The organism is Pseudomonas triclosanedens, assembly GCF_026686735.1.
Classification (GTDB): Bacteria; Pseudomonadota; Gammaproteobacteria; order Pseudomonadales; family Pseudomonadaceae; genus Pseudomonas; species Pseudomonas triclosanedens.
On record NZ_CP113432.1, the window covers coordinates 181114 to 200643 of the forward strand.

At 66.3% G+C, this 19530-nt stretch carries 19 protein-coding genes; 2 read left to right on the forward strand and 17 right to left on the reverse strand.

Annotated elements, in window-relative coordinates:
* Positions 1–4: 4 nt before the first annotated feature.
* The 3 genes from xdhC to xdhA are packed head-to-tail and all read right to left on the reverse strand — an operon-like array spanning position 5 to position 4594.
* Complete coding sequence (gene xdhC, locus OU419_RS00840; protein WP_254469835.1) at positions 5–841, reverse strand: xanthine dehydrogenase accessory protein XdhC; 837 nt, start codon at positions 839–841, stop codon at positions 5–7.
* On the reverse strand, positions 838–3177 hold the full coding sequence (gene xdhB / locus OU419_RS00845) for a xanthine dehydrogenase molybdopterin binding subunit (RefSeq protein WP_254469836.1): 2340 nt from the start codon (positions 3175–3177) through the stop codon (positions 838–840). Before xdhB ends, xdhC begins: the two co-directional genes overlap by 4 nt.
* A complete protein-coding gene (xdhA, locus tag OU419_RS00850) occupies positions 3170–4594 on the reverse strand; it encodes a xanthine dehydrogenase small subunit (RefSeq protein WP_254469837.1) in 1425 nt (474 codons plus the stop codon). The genes xdhB and xdhA overlap by 8 nt, the downstream gene beginning before the upstream one ends.
* 370 nt (positions 4595–4964) lie before the next feature.
* Here xdhA and ahpC point away from each other — a divergent pair, with 370 nt between their 5' ends.
* The gene (gene ahpC / locus OU419_RS00855) at positions 4965–5528 is read left to right on the forward strand and encodes an alkyl hydroperoxide reductase subunit C (RefSeq protein WP_254469838.1); all 564 of its coding nucleotides are present in this window, start codon (positions 4965–4967) and stop codon (positions 5526–5528) included.
* Between the two features lie 196 nt (positions 5529–5724).
* Positions 5725–7290, forward strand: coding sequence for an alkyl hydroperoxide reductase subunit F (ahpF, locus tag OU419_RS00860; RefSeq protein ID WP_254469839.1), 1566 nt, complete (start codon positions 5725–5727; stop codon positions 7288–7290).
* Between the two features lie 108 nt (positions 7291–7398).
* Here ahpF and cls read toward each other — a convergent pair whose 3' ends face one another.
* From cls to zur, 14 genes are all read right to left on the reverse strand, one after another.
* Positions 7399–8832 (reverse strand): cardiolipin synthase, encoded by a 1434-nt coding sequence (gene cls / locus OU419_RS00865; RefSeq protein ID WP_254469840.1) that lies wholly within the window; start codon positions 8830–8832, stop codon positions 7399–7401.
* Between the two features lie 42 nt (positions 8833–8874).
* Positions 8875–10272, reverse strand: coding sequence for an amidase (locus tag OU419_RS00870; RefSeq protein WP_254469841.1), 1398 nt, complete (start codon positions 10270–10272; stop codon positions 8875–8877).
* Positions 10273–10355: 83 nt separating this feature from the next.
* Complete coding sequence (locus OU419_RS00875) at positions 10356–10937, reverse strand: alpha/beta hydrolase (RefSeq protein ID WP_254469842.1); 582 nt, start codon at positions 10935–10937, stop codon at positions 10356–10358.
* Between the two features lie 119 nt (positions 10938–11056).
* A complete protein-coding gene (locus OU419_RS00880) occupies positions 11057–11710 on the reverse strand; it encodes a gamma-glutamylcyclotransferase (RefSeq protein WP_254469843.1) in 654 nt (217 codons plus the stop codon).
* A 271-nt stretch (positions 11711–11981) separates the two neighbouring features.
* Positions 11982–12383 (reverse strand): ExbD/TolR family protein, encoded by a 402-nt coding sequence (locus OU419_RS00885; protein WP_254469844.1) that lies wholly within the window; start codon positions 12381–12383, stop codon positions 11982–11984.
* Position 12384: 1 nt separating this feature from the next.
* Positions 12385–13101 (reverse strand): MotA/TolQ/ExbB proton channel family protein, encoded by a 717-nt coding sequence (locus tag OU419_RS00890; protein WP_254469845.1) that lies wholly within the window; start codon positions 13099–13101, stop codon positions 12385–12387.
* Between the two features lie 31 nt (positions 13102–13132).
* Positions 13133–13942 (reverse strand): energy transducer TonB, encoded by an 810-nt coding sequence (locus tag OU419_RS00895; protein ID WP_254469846.1) that lies wholly within the window; start codon positions 13940–13942, stop codon positions 13133–13135.
* A 330-nt stretch (positions 13943–14272) separates the two neighbouring features.
* Entirely contained in the window at positions 14273–15055 is a 783-nt protein-coding gene (locus OU419_RS00900) for a MetQ/NlpA family ABC transporter substrate-binding protein (protein WP_254469847.1), read from the reverse strand.
* Positions 15056–15096: 41 nt separating this feature from the next.
* Positions 15097–15777, reverse strand: coding sequence for a methionine ABC transporter permease (locus OU419_RS00905; RefSeq protein ID WP_254469848.1), 681 nt, complete (start codon positions 15775–15777; stop codon positions 15097–15099).
* A complete protein-coding gene (locus tag OU419_RS00910; protein ID WP_254469849.1) occupies positions 15774–16784 on the reverse strand; it encodes a methionine ABC transporter ATP-binding protein in 1011 nt (336 codons plus the stop codon). Before OU419_RS00910 ends, OU419_RS00905 begins: the two co-directional genes overlap by 4 nt.
* Positions 16785–16978: 194 nt before the next feature.
* Positions 16979–17365 carry a hypothetical protein gene (locus tag OU419_RS00915; RefSeq protein ID WP_254469850.1) on the reverse strand — a complete coding sequence of 129 codons (387 nt, stop codon included), beginning with the start codon at positions 17363–17365 and terminating at the stop codon, positions 16979–16981.
* 37 nt (positions 17366–17402) lie between these two features.
* Positions 17403–18191, reverse strand: coding sequence for a zinc ABC transporter permease subunit ZnuB (znuB, locus tag OU419_RS00920; RefSeq protein WP_254469851.1), 789 nt, complete (start codon positions 18189–18191; stop codon positions 17403–17405).
* Positions 18184–18984, reverse strand: coding sequence for a zinc ABC transporter ATP-binding protein ZnuC (gene znuC, locus OU419_RS00925; RefSeq protein WP_254469852.1), 801 nt, complete (start codon positions 18982–18984; stop codon positions 18184–18186). The genes znuB and znuC overlap by 8 nt, the downstream gene beginning before the upstream one ends.
* Positions 18984–19490 (reverse strand): zinc uptake transcriptional repressor Zur, encoded by a 507-nt coding sequence (gene zur / locus OU419_RS00930; RefSeq protein ID WP_254469853.1) that lies wholly within the window; start codon positions 19488–19490, stop codon positions 18984–18986. Before zur ends, znuC begins: the two co-directional genes overlap by 1 nt.
* Between the last annotated feature and the right edge of the window lie 40 nt (positions 19491–19530).

Here is a 19530-nt window from a genome sequence, read left to right on the forward strand (position 1 = left end):
ATGGTCAGCTTTTCGCCGATTCGCTGCACAGGGCCGCCCAGTCGACACCTTCGCGGCTCTGCCGGGCCGGTGCGTCCTGGTGGTAGCGGGCGATGACCTGGGCGGCGATGGAGATGGCCACTTCCAGAGGGCGCTTGCCGGGAACCTCGGCCAGGCCGATGGGGCAGTGCATCCGGGCGATGTCCTGTGCCGTGTAGCCGCGCTGCTCCAGGCGCATGCGAAAGCGCTGGGCCTTGGTACGCGAGCCGATCATGCCGAGGAAGCCGGCGTCGCCGCGTTTGAGCACGGCTTCGGCGATGGCGTAATCCAGCGGATGGTTGTGGGTCATGATGAGGAAGTAGCTGCCCGGTCGCGCCTCGTTCACCACGTCTTCCGGCTCGTCGAGCAAGCGGGTCCGCACGCCGGCGGGCACCTGGGTGGGGAATTGCGCCGCGCGGCTGTCGACCCACTCCAGACGCACTGGCAGCCCCGCCAGCAACGGCACCAGGGCACGCCCCACGTGCCCCGCACCGAACAGCAGCACCTGCGGACCGCGCGCGGCGAAGCACTCGAACAGTAGGCTGGCACGTCCGCCGCAGCACTGGCCCAGGCGCGGCCCGAGCGGAAAGTACTCCAGTGCCTGGCAGTCCTTGCCCGCGAGCAGCAGTTGCCGTGCGTGTTCGATGGCGGCGTATTCCAGGTGGCCGCCGCCGATAGTGTCCAGGCTGGCATCGGCGGTGACCAGCATCTTGCAGCCGGACTCGCGCGGGGTGGAACCGTGCACGCCGATCACGGTGACCAGCACGTAGGGCTCGGCGCTGTCGCGCAGGCCGGCGATGGCATCCATCCAGGGCTGGTTCATGGCTGTTTCTCCTGGCGTACCGCTTCGCAGGCCCAGAACACCCGCTCAGGCGTCGCTGGGGTATCGAGGCCTGGGCTCAGGCGGTAGTCCGCCAGGCTGGCGATGGCGTCGCGCAGCGCCGACCACACCGAGATGGCCAGCATGAACGGCGGTTCGCCCACGGCTTTGGAGAGGTACACGCTGTCCTCCTCGTTGGGGCGGTCGAACAGCGCCACGCGCAGGTCGTCGGGCATGTCGCTGACCGCGGGAATCTTGTAGGTCGCGGGGCCGACGGTGAGCAGCCTGCCGTGGTCGTCCCAGCGCAGCTCCTCGGTGGTCAGCCAGCCCATGCCCTGGACGAAGCCGCCCTCGATCTGGCCGATATCGATGGCGGGATTAACGCTGCGGCCAACGTCGTGGAGGATGTCCGCCCGGCGCACGCGGTACTCGCCGGTGAGGGTATCCACTTCGACCTCGGACACGGCCGCGCCATAGGCGAAGTAGAAGAATGGGCGGCCCTCGCCTTTGTCGCGGTCGTAGAAGATTTTCGGTGTGCGGTAGAAGCCGGTGGCAGAGAGCTGGATACGCGCGAAATAGGCGGCCTGGATGGCTTCGGCGAAGCCCAGGCGACGCTCGCCCACCGTCACGCTGCCGCGTTCGAAACGCACTTCCGCAAGCTTCACGCCATCGCGTTCGGCGAGGAACTCCGCCAGGCGCTTCTTCAGCGTGCGCGCCGCGTCGCGGGCCGCCATGCCATTCAGGTCGGTACCGCTGGAGGCGGCGGTGGGCGAGGTGTTGGGCACCTTGTCGGTGCGCGTGGCGGTGATGCTCACCTGGGACAGCGGCACCTGGAACTCTTCGGCGACGATCTGCGCCACCTTGGTGTGCAGGCCCTGGCCCATTTCGGTGCCACCGTGGTTCAACTGGATGCTGCCGTCGGTGTAGAGATGGATCAGAGCGCCGGCCTGGTTCAGGTGCTGGGCAGTGAAGGAGATGCCGAACTTCACGGGCGTCAGCGCCAGGCCCCTCTTCAGTACCGGGCTGGCTTGGTTGAAGGCGCGGATGGCCGTGCGCCGGACCTGGTAGTCGCTGCTGCGTTCGAGCCTTTCGATCAGTTCACCCAGCAGGTTGTGCTCGACCTTCTGGTGGTAGGGCGTCAGGTCGCGCCCGGCACCGCCGTAGAGGTTCAGCTTGCGCACTTCCAGCGGGTCCTTGCCCACTGCGCGGGCGATGTCGTCCATCGCGCGCTCGATGATCATCATCCCCTGCGGCCCGCCGAAGCCGCGGAAGGCGGTGTGCGAGACGCTGTTGGTGAAGCTGCGGTAGCCGGAGATGGCGACATCGGGGATGAAGTAGGCGTTGTCGGCATGGAACATCGCGCGGTCGACGATGGCGTCGGAGAGGTCCGGCGAGTGGCCGCAGTCGCCCACTACTTCCAATTGCGCGGCGAGCAGCCGGCCTGACTCGTCGAAGCCGATGCGGTAGCGGTTGTGGAAGGGGTGGCGCTTGCCGGTCAGGCGCATGTCGTCGGCGCGCGGCAGGCGCAGTTTCACTGCGCGGCCGGTCTTGTGCGCCAGTAGCGCGGCGAGGCAGGCGAATGGTGCGGCCTGGGTCTCCTTGCCGCCGAAGCCGCCGCCCATGCGCCGCACTTCCACGGTGACCTTGGCCAGCGGAATTGCCAGCACTTCAGCCACCAGTTTCTGCACTTCGCTGGGGTGCTGGCTGGATGTGTGCACCAGCATGCCGCCGTCGTCGCCCGGCAGCGCCAAGGAGACCTGGCCTTCGAGGTAGAAATGCTCCTGCCCGCCGACGAACTGGCGAGCCTCCAGCACGTGGGGCGCATGCTCCAGCGCGGCCTGCGCGTCGCCGCGGCGCATGTGGTGCGGCGGACGCACGAAGCGCTCCGCGGCCTTGGCCGCAAGCGGATCGAGCAGCGGCTTTTCCTCGACGTATTCGACCTTCGCCAGGCGCGCGGCACGGCGTGCCTGCAACTGGGTTTCGGCGGCCACGGCGAACAGTGCCTGGCCGTGGTACTTCACGCGGTCGCCGGCCAGCAGCGGGTCGCCGGGGAACACCGGGCCTATGTCGGTGTGGCCGAGCACGTCGTCCAGGGTCAGCACCGCCACCACGCCGGAGGCGGCGCGCACGGCGTCGAGGTCGAGGGAGCGTACGGCGCCGCAGGCGATGGCGGTCAGGCCGACGGCGGCGTGCAGAAGGTCGCGCGGCTCCTTGAGATCGTCCACGTAGCGTGCCGCGCCACAGACGTGCAGCGCCGCGCTGTCGTGTTCGCGGGCCTGTCCCGCGCTGTGGACGGCGGCCGTCACGCCGTTGCCGGCCAGCGGTGGCAGGCTACGCATGGCGCACCTCCGCAAGGCTTTCGGTCCATTGCAGTAATGCGCGCTGCAAGAGGTTCTGCGCCACCTTCAGGCGATAGGCGGCGCTGGCGCGCAGGTCGTCGATGGGCTGGAAATCCTCCGCTATCGCGGCCTGTGCCGCGGCGACGGCCGCCGCGTCGAAACGTCTGCCGCGCAGTGCCGCTTCGCTGCGCGCACCACGCTTCGGTGTCGCTGCCATACCGCCACAGGCCAGGCGTGCCGCGGTGACGATGCCAGCCTCGTCGAGGTCCAGACGCAGGGCCATGCACACGGCGGAGATGTCGTCGTCGCGACGCTTGGAGACCTTGTCCACACGAAAGCGCTGGTTGGCGCGCAGGCGGGGAATGCGCACCGCTTCGATGTACTCGCCCGGTTGCAGGATGGTCTGGCGGTAGCCGGTGAAGAAGCCGTCGGCGGGCACTTCGCGCACCTCCCCGGCGCGGCGCAGGCGCAGCGTTGCATCCAGCGCCAGCAGTACCGGCGGCATGTCGCCGATGGGCGAGGCATTGGCGATGTTGCCGCCGAGCGTGCCGCGTTGGCGGATTTGCAGCGAGCCGAGGCGCTCCAGCAGGTCGGCCACGCCGGGGAATTCTTCGAGGGCGTCGAGGCAGTCGGCGTAGGGGCGGGCGGCGCCGATCAGCAGGTGGCCGTCCTGGCGTTCCAGGCGCTGGAGTTCGCCAATGTGATCGAGGTGGATCAGCGCCGGGAAGGTTTTCAGGTTCTGCGTCGCTTCCAGCGCCAGGTCAGTGCCGCCGGCGATCAGCCGTGCCTGGGGATGTTGCCGCAGCAGTTCGTCCAGCTCCGCCAGGGTGGTCGGCAGCCAGGCGCTCGTCTGGGCGTCGTGCAGTGCTCCGCTACCGGGCAGCGCGCGCAGGCGCGCCAGGGTGCGGGTAGCCTCGCGCGCGAAGCGGTCGTGGCAGGGCTGGCCGGCGATCTGCGTGGCGGCATCGAGGATCGGCCGGTAGCCGGTGCAACGGCACAGGTTGCCGGAAAGCGCGGTCAGCGCCGAGTTCCGGTCGTGCGGTTGTGGCGAGTGCCGCCAGGCGAACAGCGACATTACGATCCCAGGCGTGCAGAAGCCGCACTGCGAGCCGTGGCAGGCCACCATCGCCTGCTGCACCGGGTGCGGCACGCCGCCATCGGCCAGGTGTTCGACGGTCAGTACCTGATACCCATGCACCGCGCCGAGCGGCATGAGGCAGGCATTCACCGCGCGGTAGCGCAGCGCATCGCCGTCGGCCCCGCCGAGCACTACGGTGCAGGCGCCGCAATCGCCGGAGGCGCAGCCCTCCTTGGTACCGGTAAGCCCGAGGTGGCTGCGCAGGTAGTCGAGCAGGCTGGTTTCCGCAGCCAGGCCGTCGACCTGAATCAGCTCGTCGTCGAGCAGGAACTGGATCATGCAATACCTCCTCGTCACGCGCGGGCGGCCCTGCCGGGCGCACCGGGGAATGCGTTCCACGAGCTCGTGAGGGATGGTCCCGGCCGGTCGCGAACCGGCGGGGCTTCAAGGCAAGCATAGGCTCATGGGGAAGGTTGACCAGTTGGCCAGGAAAGCCGGGGCTGGGAGGTGGCGTAGCGGCTGCGGAAACGAGGCGTGTGTCTCGATAGAAAACTTCTTCCTTTTATATATCTCTCCATAGGAATTCTCAATTTACGTGATGCCCTAAATCAATGGGCCTTTTTTGTCATCAGGCGATAATCTTGCCCCTGTCGAATTTCAACCGATCGACCACTCGATTAAACGACAACTCTCTACGAGGAATTGCCTAATGAACCTGATCAACACCCAAGTTCAACCGTTCAAGGTCAACGCTTTCCACAATGGCAAGTTCATCGAAGTCACCGAAGAGTCCCTCAAGGGCCACTGGTCGGTTCTGATCTTCATGCCGGCAGCCTTCACCTTCAACTGCCCGACCGAGATCGAAGACGCCGCCAACAACTACGCCGAGTTCCAGAAGGCCGGTACCGAGGTCTACATCGTGACCACCGATACCCACTTCTCCCACAAGGTGTGGCACGAAACCTCCCCGGCTGTTGGCAAGGCCCAGTTCCCGCTGATCGGCGATCCGACCCACCAACTGACCAACGCCTTCGGCGTGCACATCCCGGAAGAAGGCCTGGCCCTGCGCGGCACCTTCGTGATCAACCCGGAAGGCGTCATCAAGACTGTCGAAATCCACTCCAACGAGATCGCTCGTGACGTCGGCGAAACCCTGCGCAAGCTGAAAGCTGCCCAGTACACCGCCGCTCACCCGGGCGAAGTCTGCCCGGCCAAGTGGAAAGAAGGCGAGAAGACCCTGGCTCCTTCCCTGGACCTGGTCGGCAAGATCTAAGAACGGCTGGGAAGCTGTTGCGCGGCAGCAATTGCTGCGCAACTCCCCGGCACCGCCGCCGGCGCTTCCCGATCCGTTTACGCAGTACCCCGAGGATGCCTACCGGCATCCTCCCTACCAAAGCCAAAAGCGTGCGTAGGGCGGGCTGAAAAGCCTGCCGGGGAACTCTTTTGCTCAAATTCCGAGGATTTGAATCATGTTGGACGCCACTCTTAAAACCCAGTTGAAGGCCTACCTGGAAAAGGTCCAGCAGCCGTTCGAGATCGTCGCGTCCCTTGACGACAGCGACAAATCCCGCGAGCTGAGCGAGCTGCTGCACGAAATCATCGGCCTGACCGACAAGATCACTCTGCGTGAAGATGGCAACGACGCCCGCAAGCCGTCCTTCTCGCTGAACCGCCCGGGGGCGAACATCGGCCTGGCTTTCGCCGGCATCCCCATGGGCCACGAATTCACCTCTCTGGTTCTGGCACTGCTGCAGGTTGGCGGCCATCCGTCCAAGCTCGACGCGCAAGTGATCGAGCAGATCAAGGGCATCCAGGGTTCGTTCGAGTTCGAAACCTACTTCTCGCTGTCGTGCCAGAATTGCCCGGATGTGGTCCAGGCGCTGAACCTGATGGCTGTGCTCAACCCGAACATCCGCCACGTCGCCATTGATGGCGCCCTGTTCCAGGAAGAAGTCGAGCGCCGCCAGGTGATGGCTGTCCCGAGCATCTACCTCAACGGCGAAGTGTTCGGCCAGGGCCGCATGGGCGTGGAGGAAATCCTCGCCAAGATCGACACCGGCGCTGCCGCTCGCGAAGCCGAGAAGCTGTCGGCGAAGGAAGAGTTCGACGTGCTGGTCGTGGGCGGCGGCCCCGCTGGCGCCGCGGCGGCGATCTATGCCGCTCGCAAGGGCATCCGTACTGGCGTTGCGGCCGAGCGTTTCGGCGGCCAGGTGCTGGATACGATGGCCATCGAGAACTTCATCTCGGTGACCGAGACCGAGGGTCCGAAGCTGGCTCGCCAGCTCGAAGAGCACGTCAGGCACTACGACGTGGACATCATGAACCTGCAGCGCGCCAGTGCGCTGATCCCGGCGAAGACCGCCGGCGGCTTGCACGAAGTGCAGTTCGAAGGTGGCGGCAGCCTGAAGGCAAAGTCCGTGATCCTGGCCACCGGTGCCCGCTGGCGTGAAATGGGCGTGCCGGGCGAGAAGGAATACAAGGCCAAGGGTGTGTGCTTCTGCCCGCACTGCGATGGTCCGCTGTTCAAGGGCAAGCGCGTGGCGGTGATCGGCGGCGGCAACTCCGGCGTCGAAGCAGCCATCGACCTCGCCGGTATCGTCAGCCACGTGACCCTGCTGGAGTTCGACAGCAAGTTGCGCGCCGACGCCGTGCTGCAACGCAAGCTGTTCAGCCTGCCGAACGTGGAAGTGATCACCAGCGCGCTGACCAGCGAGGTGAAGGGCGATGGCCAGAAGGTCACCGGCCTGGTCTACAAGGACCGCAACTCGGAAGAGTTCAAGTCCATCGACCTGGAGGGCATCTTCGTGCAGATCGGCCTGCTGCCCAACAGCGAATGGCTCAAGGGCTCCGTCGAGCTGACACCGCGTGGCGAGATCATCGTCGACGCTCGTGGCGAAACCTCGCTGCCGGGCGTCTTCGCCGCCGGTGATGTGACCACCGTTCCGTACAAGCAGATCGTGATCGCGGTCGGCGAAGGCGCCAAGGCGTCGCTTTCCGCCTTCGATCACCTGATCCGCACCTCCGCGCCAGCCTGATGAACTCGCGCTAGAAAGGGAAACGCCCGGCTCGCCATGAGCCGGGCGTTTTCCTTTGTGGCGGGTCAAGCGGCGCGGTGCACGCCTCGCCGCCAGGTGGATGGGCTCTCAGAGAATCGGCGAGACCAGCCGCGCCACCCGCATGCCCAGTTGCTGCAGGCGGTGCAGACGACGGCGATCATCCAGGCTCATCTCCACCGACTGTTCGAAGTCCGTCATCAGCATCTTTTCCACTTCCTTGGCGAAGTCATCGTCGACGGTCACCACCATGATTTCGAAGTTGAGGCGGAACGATCGGTTGTCCAGGTTCGCGCTGCCCACAGCGGCGGTATCGTGGTCGATCAGCACTACCTTCTGGTGCAGGAAACCCGGCTGGTAGCGGAAGATCCGGATGCCCGCGCGCACCGCTTCCAGCGCGTAGAGGCTGGAGGCGGCATACACCGTCTTGTGGTCCGGCCGCGACGGCAGCAGGATGCGCACGTCCACGCCCCGCAGTACCGCCAGGCGCAGCGCGGCGCTCACCGCTTCGTCGGGCACGAAGTAGGGCGTGGTGATCCAGAGGCGCTCCACTGCCGCGTTGATCGCCTCGACGAAGAACAGCGAGCAGGTTTCCTGTGGATCCGCCGGGCCGCTGGGCACCACCTGGCAGAGCATGCCGGCTTCCTCGTAGGCCTTGGGCAGGATCAGTGTCGGCAGGGTGTGGCTGGCCCAGTACCAGTCTTCGGCGAAGCATTCCTGCAGGCAGGCCACCGCCGGGCCGCGCAGTTCGAGATGGGTGTCACGCCAGGGCGAGAGCGGCGGCTTCTCGCCGAGGTATTCGACGCCGACGTTGTGCCCGCCGACGAAACCGCGCACGCCGTCGACGACCACAATCTTGCGGTGGTTGCGGAAGTTCACCTGAAAGCGATTGATCATCCCGCTGCCGGTGCTGAACGGGTACACCTGCACGCCGCCCTGGCGCAGGTGCTCGACGTAGCGGCCAGGCAGGGCGTGGCTACCGATGCCGTCATAGAGCAGGAATACGTCCACGCCGTTGGCTGCGCGCTCCAGCAGCAGTTGCGCCAGGCGCTGGCCCAGAGCGTCGTCGCGGATGATGAAGAACTGCACGAGGATGACCTTGCGTGCCTGGGCGATGGCTTCGAACATGGCATCGAACGAAGCCTTGCCGTTTACCAGCAGTCGCACGTGGTTGTTCGCCAGAGTCGGCATGCGCGCCAGCCCGACCATTGCCTTGAGTGCCTTGTAACCGTCGTACTGGCGGGCCGCCAGGGCTTCCTCCACCCAAGGGCGCCAGTCCAGTTCGGCGGCGGCCTCGTGCATCTCGTGGTTGGCCTGGCGGCGCGCTTCGATGTAGGCATCGAAGCGGCTGCGGCCGAAAACCAGATAGGGCACCAGGGTCAGCAGCGGCATGAATACCAGAGAGGTCGCCCAGGCGATGGCGCCTTGCGCCGTGCGTACGGTGAGTACGGCGTGTACCGCGGCGACGATGCCGAGCAACTGGATCAGTACCAGGAAATGGGCGATGTAGGCGGAGTACTGCATGGGCGCGCGATCGGTTCCTTGTGGTCGGCGTATGGACTGAGCTTAGTCGGCCCGCGGTGGCTGCGGCCAGTGCGCGAGCGGGCCGCGCCAGAGTTCGAAGGCCTTGCCCAGACTCAGTACGTCGACATCGGCGAAGCGCGGGCCGACTATCTGCAAGCCTATGGGCATGCCGCTGGCGGTGAAACCGCAGTTGATCGAAAGCGCCGGCTGCTCGGACATGTTCCACGGCACGGTGAAGCCGATGTGCTCGAATGGCAATGCCGGATCGTTGGTCGGCGAGGCCCATTCGGCCGGGAACGAGGCGACCTGGTTGGTTGGTGAGAGGAGAAAGTCGATCTCCTGGAACTGCTCGGCTGCGCGCCGCCGCATTTCGAAGGTGCGGTTGAAGCCGCGCACGGCATCCGCGCCGCTCACCGAGGCACCGCCTTCGGCCCACTGGAAGATATACGGCAGCACCTTGGCCTGGCGTTCGGCGGGGAGGTTTTCCAGTTCGGCCCAGAGTCTTGCGCGCCAGAATTTGTCCAGGCCATCCAGTAGTTGACGGTCGAGGATCGGCCGCACTTCGATGATCTCCGCGCCCGCATCGGCAAATCGCCGCGTGGCGGCTTCGATGGCGGCGCGGACTTCCGCCTCGGGTTGCAGGCCGCAGCCTGGGTCCAGTTGAAGGCCGATGCGCAGGCCGCGCACGTCGGCGGGCAGGATTTGCCAATCCAGTTCCGCTGGCGGCAGGCCGGTGGCGTCCCGCCAGTCCGGCCGGGAGAGGTGGCGCATCATCAGCGCCGCGTCGTCCAGTGTCCGCGTCATGGGGCCGGCGCAGCGGCCGGTGTAGTAAGGGTCGACGGGAATCCGCCCGAGGCTCGGTTTGAAGCCGACCAGCGCGCACCAGCCGGCGGGAAGGCGCACCGAACCGCCGATGTCGGTGCCGATGTGCAGCGGGCCGTAGCCTGCCGCCGCGGCGCAGGCCGCTCCGGCGCTGGAGCCGCCCGGGTTCATGCGCAGGTCCCAGGGGTTGCGCGCCAGCGCATGGAAGCTTGAAAGGCCGGAGGAGAGCATGCCGAAGTCCGGTACGGTGGTCTTGCCCAGCAGGATCGCGCCGGCTTCCGACATGCGCGCCGCGGGTGGCGCATCGGCCGCAGCCGGCTGCAGGAGCGTGGCAGCGCTGCCCTGGGGGATCGGGTCGCCGCAGGTGGCGATCAGTTCCTTGATCGTCACCGGCACCCCGTCAAGCTCCCCGCAGGGCGCACAGCGTACCCAGCGTGCCTCCGAACGCCGCGCCTGCTCGCGGGCGCGCTGCGGGTCGTGCGCGTAGAGCGCGCCGAGGTGGGGCTCCCAGCGTTCGATATGGGCGATCAGGTGATCGAAGTATTCGACCGGGGAGAGCTGGTGCGAGCGGTACAGGGCCAGCAGTTCGACGGCGGACAGGTCGTGCAACGGGGGCATGGCGGTCTCCGGCGGGGCTTTGCATCACCCTAGCCGAATCCGCGGCGCATTGGGATGGGCGCGGTTGTAACCGCGCCTTGCCTTCAGGCGCGCCGGCGCGATTGCAGGTCGATCAGGTACTGCAGGCGGAACAGGTGGCGGTAGCCGGAATCCCACGCGCCGTGTCCGGATTTCACATTGATGTGCCCGGCCGAAGGCAGGATCACCGTTTCTGCGCCCCAGCAGCGGCCAAGTGCCAGGGCGCGCTGCGGAGCGCAGGCCTGGTCGTTGTCGGAGCCGACCAGCACAGAGGGGAAGGGCAGCGTCTGGCGCGCGATGGGGGCGAAGTTGCGCAGGGCCTCGTGACAGGTTTCCCGTTCGACGTCGGCCGGCGCCACCAGCAGTGCGCCGGCGACCTGGGCCAGCGTGCGTCGATCGGCCTGTGCCGCCCAGGCGGCGACGGTCACGCAGCCGAGGCTGTGGGCGATGAGCACTACGCGGCCGGAGTCGCGGCGGATTGCACGCTCGAGCTCGGCGATCCAGTCGGCGCGCTGCGGGGCGATCCAGTCGCTTTGTTCGACCCGCGCGGCGTTCGGCAGCGCACGCTGCCAATGGCTTTGCCAGTGGTCGTCCTCGGAGCCGTGCCAGCCCGGCACGATCAGGTAGCGGGTGCGTTCGTTGCGCATGGGGCGGCCCTCTCGAATCGTCATGAGAAGGCATTCTAGGGAGTGTTTTAATATTCGTTAAGGAATAAGAAATTCTTTGCTTATGCAGTATTTTCATCTAACGAACGGCGATAAGTCATTCACTCCTGCACCCGGCGCAGCGGGCAACAGCGGGCCAGGATGCCTTCCAGATTGAGGTCAGGCATGGCGCATTCGCGCAGAGCCCTGGCGGTTTGCTCGACGTAATCGCGGGTGGTGCCGAAGTGGCCCTGGGCGCTGTCCAGCACGCGTTGCACGATGTTGTCGGGCAGCGCGCCGGCGTAGCTGGGCAGGTGGCGTTCGAGGACGAAGCCCAGGGCGCGCACGCGGCTGCCGTCGTCGAGGCGGCAACTCAGCCATTCCGGGCGATACGACGCATAGGGCATCTCGCGCTCCCAGAGTGCGTAGAGATTGGCGTCCAGGTTGTCGTCCGGCAGGCGGAAGGCGAAGCCCGAGCAGGAGCCGCCGCGATCCAGCCCCAGCACCAGGCCGGGCATTTCCGGCGTCCCGCGGTGGGTCAGCGACCACAGGTAGAGCCCGCGGTGGTAGCCGTGCACCCGCGCACGGCGAGCCTCGGCCACCGGAAACTCCGGCCGCCAGATCAGCGATCCATAGGCGAACAGCCACACCGGCCCGGCGCCGTGTTCGCTCATGGTGATGTCGAGCGAGGCGCGCAGTTGTTCGGGTGTGAAGCGGTCCGGCACCCCCAGTGTCGGTGGATAGAACGGGCCATCCGAGGCGGGAGACGATGTCATGCGGTACCCCTCAGGTCTCCAGGCTGTCATCAACTTAGAGTAAGAGCTGCGGGCGCGGAAGGGCCTGATGGGCCGGGAATTATCGGCGGAAGGGGGATGACGACGAACGGCTGAACGAGCGCCTCCGGAACTCATCGAACCGTGGCGGAAACATCGGATAAAAAAAGGCCGCTCACCCCTGCCTGAGTATTGGGTAAGCGGCCTTGAAGCTTTGGTACGTTGTGGAGCATCTGTTCTACGCCCGCTCTGTTTCAGGCGTTTTACAGAAATCTCAACGTGCCGTGATGACTGCCAGTTTGGTGATCCCCGCCTTCTCGATGGAGGCCATCGCCTTGGCGACCTGCCCGTAGTTCACCCCTTCGTCGGCCTGCAACTGCACGCGCAGCTCGGCATCCCTGGCCTTGGCGGCCTCCAGGTTCCCCTGCAGCAGTTCCGGCTGGATTTCGTCCTTGTTGATGAACCACTTGCCGGCGCCGTCGATGCTCACCACCAGTGGGTCTTTCTGCTCCGGCGGGGCGACCGCTTCGGTCTTGGGCAGGTTGATCGGGATGGCGTTGGTCAACAGCGGCGCGGTGACGATGAACACCACCAGCAACACCAGCATCACGTCCACCAGCGGGGTGACGTTGATTTCGGAGAGAACCTCGTCGCTGTCCTGGGTAGAGAAGGCCATGTCAGCTCGCCTCCTTCACGCTGGCGCCGGCAGCACCCTTGCGCGTCGCGGTGGGCAGTGTGACGACGCGGAACGCGCTCTTCTGCGCCAGGCTGTAGAAGTCGTGGGCGAAGTCGTCAAGGTCGGCGGCGGTGAGCTTGAGGCGGCGGAGGAAGTAGTTGTAGACCAGCACCGCAGGCACGGCGACGGCGATGCCTACGCCGGTTGCGATCAGCGCGCTGCCAATGGGGCCGGCCACGGTTTCCAGGCTTGCCGAGCCGGCCGCGCTGATGCCCTTGAGCGCTTCCATGATGCCCCACACCGTGCCGAACAGGCCGATGAAGGGCGAGGTGGAGCCGATCGAGGCGAGCACTGCCAGGCCAGATTCCAGAGAGCGGCGTTCGCGCTGGATCTGCTGGCGCAGTGCGCGCTCCAGGCGGTCCTGGTGGTTGATCGACTGGGCGAGGTCCGGCTGGCCGTTGTCCTGCACCTGGATGGCGGCGAAACCGGCCTGGGCCACGCGGGCGCCGGCACCGGGTTTGCCGGCGGCCTGGTCGCCGGCCGATTCGAGGCTGGTGGCGCTCCAGAACTGCTTCTGGAAGCGCTTGTCCTGAGCTTTCTGGCGAGTGAACTGGACGCCTTTCACCAGCGCCAGCGCCCAGGTGACGACGGAGAAGCCGACCAGCAGCCAGATCACGGCGCCTTCGACGGATTCCAGGGGGTTGAGAGGCAGACTCATGGCATTTCTCCTGTGCGATCGCTCGCGGGTATCAGTTCAATTTGAAGTCGATGGGTACGCTGACCCAGCCGTCCTGGGCGACATCACCGCGTTTGGCCGGCACGAAGCGCCAACGCTTCACCGCGCGGATCGCAGCCTCGTCGAGGGCCTCGCGGCCACTGGTCTTCTGCACCTGGATCTCGCTCGGGCTGCCACTGGCCAGTACGTGGACGCGCAGCAGCACGGTGCCTTCCCAGCCGCGGCGCAGCGCCAGCGGTGGGTATTCCGGCGCCGGGTTGTGCAGGTAGCCGGCGTTGGCCGAAGGCGGTGTCAGCGGTGCCGGAGCCGGTGCTGTCGGGGCGGACGGAGCCGGTTGCGGCGGCGGAGTCTCGGCCTTTGGCGGCGCCGGCTGCTCGACCGGTTTGGGCACGGGTTTGGCCACCGGTTTCGGCTTGGGCTTGGGAATCGGTTTGGGCGGCGGCGGTTTCACCGCGTTCTCATCCACCACCGGGGGTGGCGGCTCCTGTACCACCGGTTCGGGGATCGGCTCGGGCGGCGGTGGCTCTACCGCCGGCGGAGTCGGCGCGGTGAATTCGATGGTCATCGGCGGAACCTGCGGCGGGACTTCCGGCAGCTGCGGCGTGGGTTGCTGGCTCAGCCAGTAGATCACCGCTCCATGCAGGGTCAGGGCGAACAGGCCGAGCAGGACGGCTTCGCGGCGACCCAGTGTGCGCGTCTTGGCCGGCACGTGGCGGCCAAGCTCCAGTGCTTGGCGCAGCGGCCGGCCGAGATCGACCAGGTCGCCACCGGGCACGTGGCGCAGGAACGATTCCGGTGCCAGGGCATGCTGGGGATGGGACATGGGGACGATCTCCTTGCGTGACGATGAAGTCCGCAGTAGTGCTGCGCGGACCTGCATGATTGGCAGGAGTGCTTAGTTCTTGAAGTAATTATTTTTGTTATTGAAATAACCTGAAGAACTATATGACTGGCCTTTTCCCTTGAAAGCCGCGCCGGCTGCGGGATGGCGGAAAAGCCGGAAATGCCGATGCCTTTGCGGCATGGAAAATATGCGGCGAAGGTTGGCGATTTATCGAGCGGAAGGCTCTGGATCGCGCCATTTGCGCCGATGCGGAAACAAAAAAGCCCGGTCATTCGACCGGGCTTTTCGAGGGTGCGCTTGTTGCGGCGATCAGAAGGCCGGAACGACGGCGCCCTTGTACTTCTCGAGGATGAACTGCTTCACCTCGGGGCTATGCAGGGCTGCGGCCAGCTTCTGCATGGCGGCGCTGTCCTTGTTGTCCGGACGGGCGACCAGGATGTTCACGTAGGGCGAATCGGAGCCTTCGATGGCCAGCGCGTCCTTGGTCGGGTTCAGCTTGGCTTCCAGGGCGTAGTTGGTGTTGATCAGGGCGAGGTCGACCTGGGTCAGCACGCGCGGCAGGGTGGCTGCTTCCAGCTCACGCACCTTGATGTTCTTCGGGTTCTCGGCGATGTCTTTCGGAGTGGCGGTGATGGACTTGTTGTCCTTGAGCTTGATCACCCCGGCCTTGTCCAGCAGCAGCAGGGCGCGGCCGCCATTGGTGGCGTCGTTGGGGATGACCACGGTGGCGCCGGCCGGCAGTTCGTCGAGCTTCTTGATCTTGGTGGAGTAGACGCCCAGCGGCTCGATGTGCACCCCAGTCACGGCGACCAGGCTGGTGCCCTTGGACTTGTTGAACTCATCCAGGTACGGCTGGTGCTGGAAGAAGTTGGCGTCCAGGCGCTTCTCGGCGACCTGGGTGTTGGGCTGCACGTAGTCGGTGAATTCCTTGACCTTGAGCTCCACGCCTTCCTTCGCCAGCATCGGTTTGACGAAGTTGAGGATTTCGGCGTGCGGCACCGGGGTGGCGGCGACGGTCAGGCTGTCGGCGGCCTGGGCCAGCGGGGCGGAGAAGGCTGCGGCGGCGGCGAAAGCGGCGAGCAGTTTTTTCATTGTTGGCTCCTGAGAAGGCCCGCGTCCGGCGGGCCGTATGGTTACTTGCGGGAGTAGTGGACCACCAGCTTGTCGCCGACGGTCTGCAGAATCTGTACGAGCACCAGCAGCATCACCACGGTGACCACCATCACGTCGGTCTGGAAGCGCTGGTAGCCGAAGCGGATGGCCAGGTCGCCGAGGCCGCCGGCGCCGACCACGCCGGCCATCGCGGTGTAGGACACCAGGGTGATGGCGGTGACGGTGATGGCGGCGATGATGCCTGGGCGGGCTTCTGGCAGCAGGGCGTTCCAGATGATCTGGCGGGTGCTGGCCCCCATTGCCTGGGTTGCCTCGATGATGCCTTTGTCCACTTCGCGCAGGGCAGTTTCCACCAGGCGCGCGAAGAACGGCGTGGCGCCCACCACCAGCGGCGGAATCGCACCGGCGACGCCCAGGGAGGTGCCGGTGATCAGCACGGTGAAGGGAATCATCACGATCAGCAGGATGATGAACGGCAGCGAACGCAGCACGTTCACCACGAAGGACAACATGGCATAGACCGCGCGGTTCTCGAACATCTGCTTGGGGCCGGTGAGGAACAGCAGAACGCCTAGCGGCAGGCCCAGGATGATGGTGAACAGCAGCGAGCCGCCGAGCATCCAGAAGGTGTCGATGCTGGCCTGGAGTATCTCGGACCAGTCGATGTTCACAAAGCCCAGGGTTTCAAGGAAGGCATTCATGCGCGCAGCACCTCCACGTGGACTTCGGCGGCGTTGAGCTGCGCCAGTGCGGCTTCGATGTCACCGCCCACCAGGGACAGGGTGAGTTGGCCGTAGGGCTGGTCCTTGATGCGGTCGATGCGCCCCGCAAGGATGCTGTAGTCCACGCCGGTCTGGCGCGCGACGGTGCCCAGCAGCGGCGCGTAGGTTGCCTCGCCGCGGAAGGTCAGGCGCAGGATGCGGCCCGGCACGTGGGCGAAATCGTCGTGTTGTTCGTCCTCGTCCACGCGCTCGGCTTCGAAGACGAAACGGCGGGTGGTTTCGTGCTGCGGATGGAGGAATACGTCGGCGACTTCTCCCTGTTCGACGATGCGGCCGGCGTCCATTACTGCCACCTGGTCGCAAACGCGGCGGATCACGTCCATCTCGTGGGTGATCAGCACGATGGTCAGCTTCAGCTCGCGGTTGATCTCGGCCAGCAGTTGCAGGACCTGGCCGGTGGTCTGCGGGTCGAGAGCGCTGGTGGCTTCGTCGCAGAGCAGGATCTTGGGGCGGCAGGCGAGGGCGCGGGCGATGCCGACGCGCTGCTTCTGGCCGCCGGAGAGTTGCGCCGGATATTTGCGGGCATGGTCCTGAAGGCCGACCCGCGCGAGCAGTTCGCCCACCCGCGCGTTGATTTCGGCGGCGCTGTACGTGCCGGCAAGCTTCATCGGCATGGCGATGTTGTCGGCGACGGTCTTGGAGGCGAGCAGGTTGAAGTGCTGGAAGATCATCCCGACACGCTGGCGGAAACGGCGCAGGCCGTCGGCATCCAGGGCGGTGATATCTTCGCCGTCGATGACGATGCGCCCGCCGCTGGGTTCTTCCAGGCGGTTGATCAGGCGCAGCAGGGTACTCTTGCCGGCGCCGGAATGGCCGATCAGGCCGAAGACCTGGCCGCCCTCGATGGTCAGGCGGGTCGGCTGCAGGGCCGGGATATCGCGTCCTGCGACGCGATAGGTCTTGTGGACGTCGTGGAATTCGATCACGTAGCGAACCTTGTGGGTACGGGAAGGCGCCGCTCGCCGCCAGGGCCGTCGGATGAACAGGCGTAGGCAACGAGCGTAGGCGGTCAGCCAAAACCGCGCATTTTAACCTGCTTTTTTATGGCTGATTAATCTTTGTTCAGCTAAGCACGGGACAAAAGGGAATAACGGACGCCCCGGGCGAGGCGTCCGTGGGTTCAAGGCGTGCAGTTCGGCTGGGCAGCCGGGGCCATCGGAGCGGCGGGTTTCTGCAGGCCGCTCACATCGGCGGCGACACCGGGGGCGCGGGGCATCAATGAGCGGGCGCGGGTCAGGGCGGTGGTCGCGCCGTTGACGTCGCCCTTGGCCAGCGCGTCGCGGCTGCGCTCGAGGTAGGCATCGGCCAGGCGCTTGCGGCGCTCGGCGAGCTGAGTGGTAGTTTCCTGCTCGGAGCCGAGGGCAAGCTGAGCGGATTCCAGACGGCCGGCGGCCAGTTCGGTTTCGAAGCCACTGCTGCTGGCCGGGTTGCTCGCGGTGCTCTGGCAGGCGGCCAGAGCCAGCGCCAGGGCCATCAGCGAGAACAGGCGGATGACGAACGACTTCATGCGTCAGGGTCTCTTTTGATCAAAAAATCGCCAAATTCTACACCGTCCGGCGCGGCAGGACAAAACTCAGCAGGAACAGCCCGGCTGCGCTGACCACGATGGAGGGGCCGGCAGGGGTGTCCTTGAACCAGGACAGCGACAACCCGGCGCACACCGCCACCAGCCCGATCAGACTCGCGCCGAAGGCCATTTGTTCAGGGCTGCGGGCGTGCCTTTGGGCCGCGGCGGCGGGAATGATCAGCAGCGAGGTGATCAGCAGCACGCCGACAATCTTCATCGCCACGGCGATGACGATGGCGATCAGCAACATCAGCGCCAGCCGGATGGCGGTGACCGGCAGGCCTTCGACACGCGCCAGTTCCTCGTGCACGGTAATCGCCAGCAGCGGTCGCCACAGCCAGCAGATCAGCCCCAGCACCAGAGCGCTGCCGGCGACGATCCACAACAGGTCGGTCTGGCTTACCGCGAGCAGGTCGCCGAACAGGTAGGCCATCAGGTCGACGCGCACTTCCTTCATGAAGCTCAGGGTGACCAGACCCAGCGACAGCGTGCTGTGGGCGAGGATACCCAGCAGCGTGTCGGCGGCCAGCGGCTGGCGCTGCTGCAGCGTTACCAGCAGGACGGCTAGCAGCACGCAGCCGACGGTTACCGCCAGGGTAGGGCTCACGTCGAGCAGGAAGCCGAGGGCGACGCCCAGCAACGCGGCGTGGGAAAGGGTGTCGCCGAAGTAGGCCATGCGCCGCCAGACGACGAACGAACCCAGGGGCCCGGCGACCACCGCCAGGGCCAGCCCGGCGAGGAGAGCGTTGAGCAGGAAGTCAGCCATGATTGCAGTCGGGGCCGTGCTGGTGGACCGGAGTGAAGCGCGTGCCGGCGGGGAAGGCAGGCTTCACCACCTCGCCGTGCAGGTCGTGGGAGTGGTCATGGTGGTGGTGATAGACCGCGAGGCTGCGGGCGTCCTGGCCGAACAGTTCGACGAACGCCGGGTCGCCGCTGACCTGTTCGGGATGCCCGGAACAGCAGACGTGGCGATTCAGGCAGACCACCTTGTCGGTGGCGCTCATAACCAGGTGCAGGTCATGGGAGACCATCAGCACACCGCAGCCCAGGCGGTCGCGCAGACGGCCGATGAGGCGGTAGAGCTCGGCCTGGCCGGCGACATCGACGCCTTGCACCGGTTCGTCGAGCACCAGCAGTTCGGGTTTGCGCAGCAGGGCACGGGCCAGCAGCACGCGCTGCAATTCGCCACCGGATACGCTTTGCAGCGGCTTGTCGAGGACGTGGGCCGCGCCGACTTCCGTCAGCGCGTCGAGCGCATGGGTACGCTGTACGCCGGGCACCAGACGCAGGAAGCGCAGCACGGTGAGCGGCAGGGTCGGGTCGACGTGGAGCTTCTGCGGCATGTAGCCGATGGTCAGCTTCGGCTGGCGCCAGACGCTGCCGGTATCGGGCTTGAGCAGGCCGAGCACGCTGCGCACCAGGGTCGTCTTGCCGGCGCCGTTGGGGCCGATCAGGGTGACGATCTCGCCGGGGGCGATGGTCAGGTCGACATTCTGCAACACCGCCTGGCCGCCATAGCTGACGCCGACGCCTTGCAGGCGGATCAGAGCGTCGCTCATCAGGCCCCCCGCTGGCCGGGGGCGCAGGCGCCGCAGAGACCGACCACTTCGACGGTCTGGGTTTCCACGGAGAAGCCGACGCTCCTGGCGCCGGAGACGATCGCCTCGCTGATGGAGGGCTGCTCCAGCTCGATGGCGGTGTGGCAGGCACGGCAGATCAGGAACTGGCCCTCGTGGGCGTGTTCCGGGTGGGCGCAGCCGATGAAGGCGTTGAGCGATGCGATGCGGTGCACCAGGCCGTTTTCCAGGAGGAAGTCGAGGGCACGGTAGACCGTGGGCGGCGCGGCCTTGCGGCCGTCTTCCTCGCTGAGCACGGCGAGGATGTCGTAGGCGCCCAGCGGCTTGTGGCTCGCCCAGACCAGCTCCAGCACGCGCCGGCGCAGCTCGGTCAGGCGCACCCCCTGGCGCGCGCACAGCGCGTCGGCGTCGGCCAGGGCGCTGGCCACGCAGCTTGCGTGGTCGTGCGGACGGCAGGCGAGGGGAGTCTTGGGGGCGATCTTGTACATGCGCGGCGACGCTCGGGTTCAGAGACGTTATTATATTACC

What these genes read in the sequence shown, in the direction of transcription:
- xdhC (WP_254469835.1), bottom strand. Translation starts at nt 841, where the DNA reads ATGAACCAGCCCTGGATGGATGCCATCGCCGGCCTGCGCGACAGCGCC.
- xdhB (WP_254469836.1), bottom strand. Translation starts at nt 3,177, where the DNA reads ATGCGTAGCCTGCCACCGCTGGCCGGCAACGGCGTGACGGCCGCCGTC.
- xdhA (WP_254469837.1), bottom strand. Translation starts at nt 4,594, where the DNA reads ATGATCCAGTTCCTGCTCGACGACGAGCTGATTCAGGTCGACGGCCTG.
- ahpC (WP_254469838.1), top strand. Translation starts at nt 4,965, where the DNA reads ATGAACCTGATCAACACCCAAGTTCAACCGTTCAAGGTCAACGCTTTC.
- ahpF (WP_254469839.1), top strand. Translation starts at nt 5,725, where the DNA reads ATGTTGGACGCCACTCTTAAAACCCAGTTGAAGGCCTACCTGGAAAAG.
- cls (WP_254469840.1), bottom strand. Translation starts at nt 8,832, where the DNA reads ATGCAGTACTCCGCCTACATCGCCCATTTCCTGGTACTGATCCAGTTG.
- OU419_RS00870 (WP_254469841.1), bottom strand. Translation starts at nt 10,272, where the DNA reads ATGCCCCCGTTGCACGACCTGTCCGCCGTCGAACTGCTGGCCCTGTAC.
- OU419_RS00875 (WP_254469842.1), bottom strand. Translation starts at nt 10,937, where the DNA reads ATGCGCAACGAACGCACCCGCTACCTGATCGTGCCGGGCTGGCACGGC.
- OU419_RS00880 (WP_254469843.1), bottom strand. Translation starts at nt 11,710, where the DNA reads ATGACATCGTCTCCCGCCTCGGATGGCCCGTTCTATCCACCGACACTG.
- OU419_RS00885 (WP_254469844.1), bottom strand. Translation starts at nt 12,383, where the DNA reads ATGGCCTTCTCTACCCAGGACAGCGACGAGGTTCTCTCCGAAATCAAC.
- OU419_RS00890 (WP_254469845.1), bottom strand. Translation starts at nt 13,101, where the DNA reads ATGAGTCTGCCTCTCAACCCCCTGGAATCCGTCGAAGGCGCCGTGATC.
- OU419_RS00895 (WP_254469846.1), bottom strand. Translation starts at nt 13,942, where the DNA reads ATGTCCCATCCCCAGCATGCCCTGGCACCGGAATCGTTCCTGCGCCAC.
- OU419_RS00900 (WP_254469847.1), bottom strand. Translation starts at nt 15,055, where the DNA reads ATGAAAAAACTGCTCGCCGCTTTCGCCGCCGCCGCAGCCTTCTCCGCC.
- OU419_RS00905 (WP_254469848.1), bottom strand. Translation starts at nt 15,777, where the DNA reads ATGAATGCCTTCCTTGAAACCCTGGGCTTTGTGAACATCGACTGGTCC.
- OU419_RS00915 (WP_254469850.1), bottom strand. Translation starts at nt 17,365, where the DNA reads ATGAAGTCGTTCGTCATCCGCCTGTTCTCGCTGATGGCCCTGGCGCTG.
- znuB (WP_254469851.1), bottom strand. Translation starts at nt 18,191, where the DNA reads ATGGCTGACTTCCTGCTCAACGCTCTCCTCGCCGGGCTGGCCCTGGCG.
- znuC (WP_254469852.1), bottom strand. Translation starts at nt 18,984, where the DNA reads ATGAGCGACGCTCTGATCCGCCTGCAAGGCGTCGGCGTCAGCTATGGC.
- zur (WP_254469853.1), bottom strand. Translation starts at nt 19,490, where the DNA reads ATGTACAAGATCGCCCCCAAGACTCCCCTCGCCTGCCGTCCGCACGAC.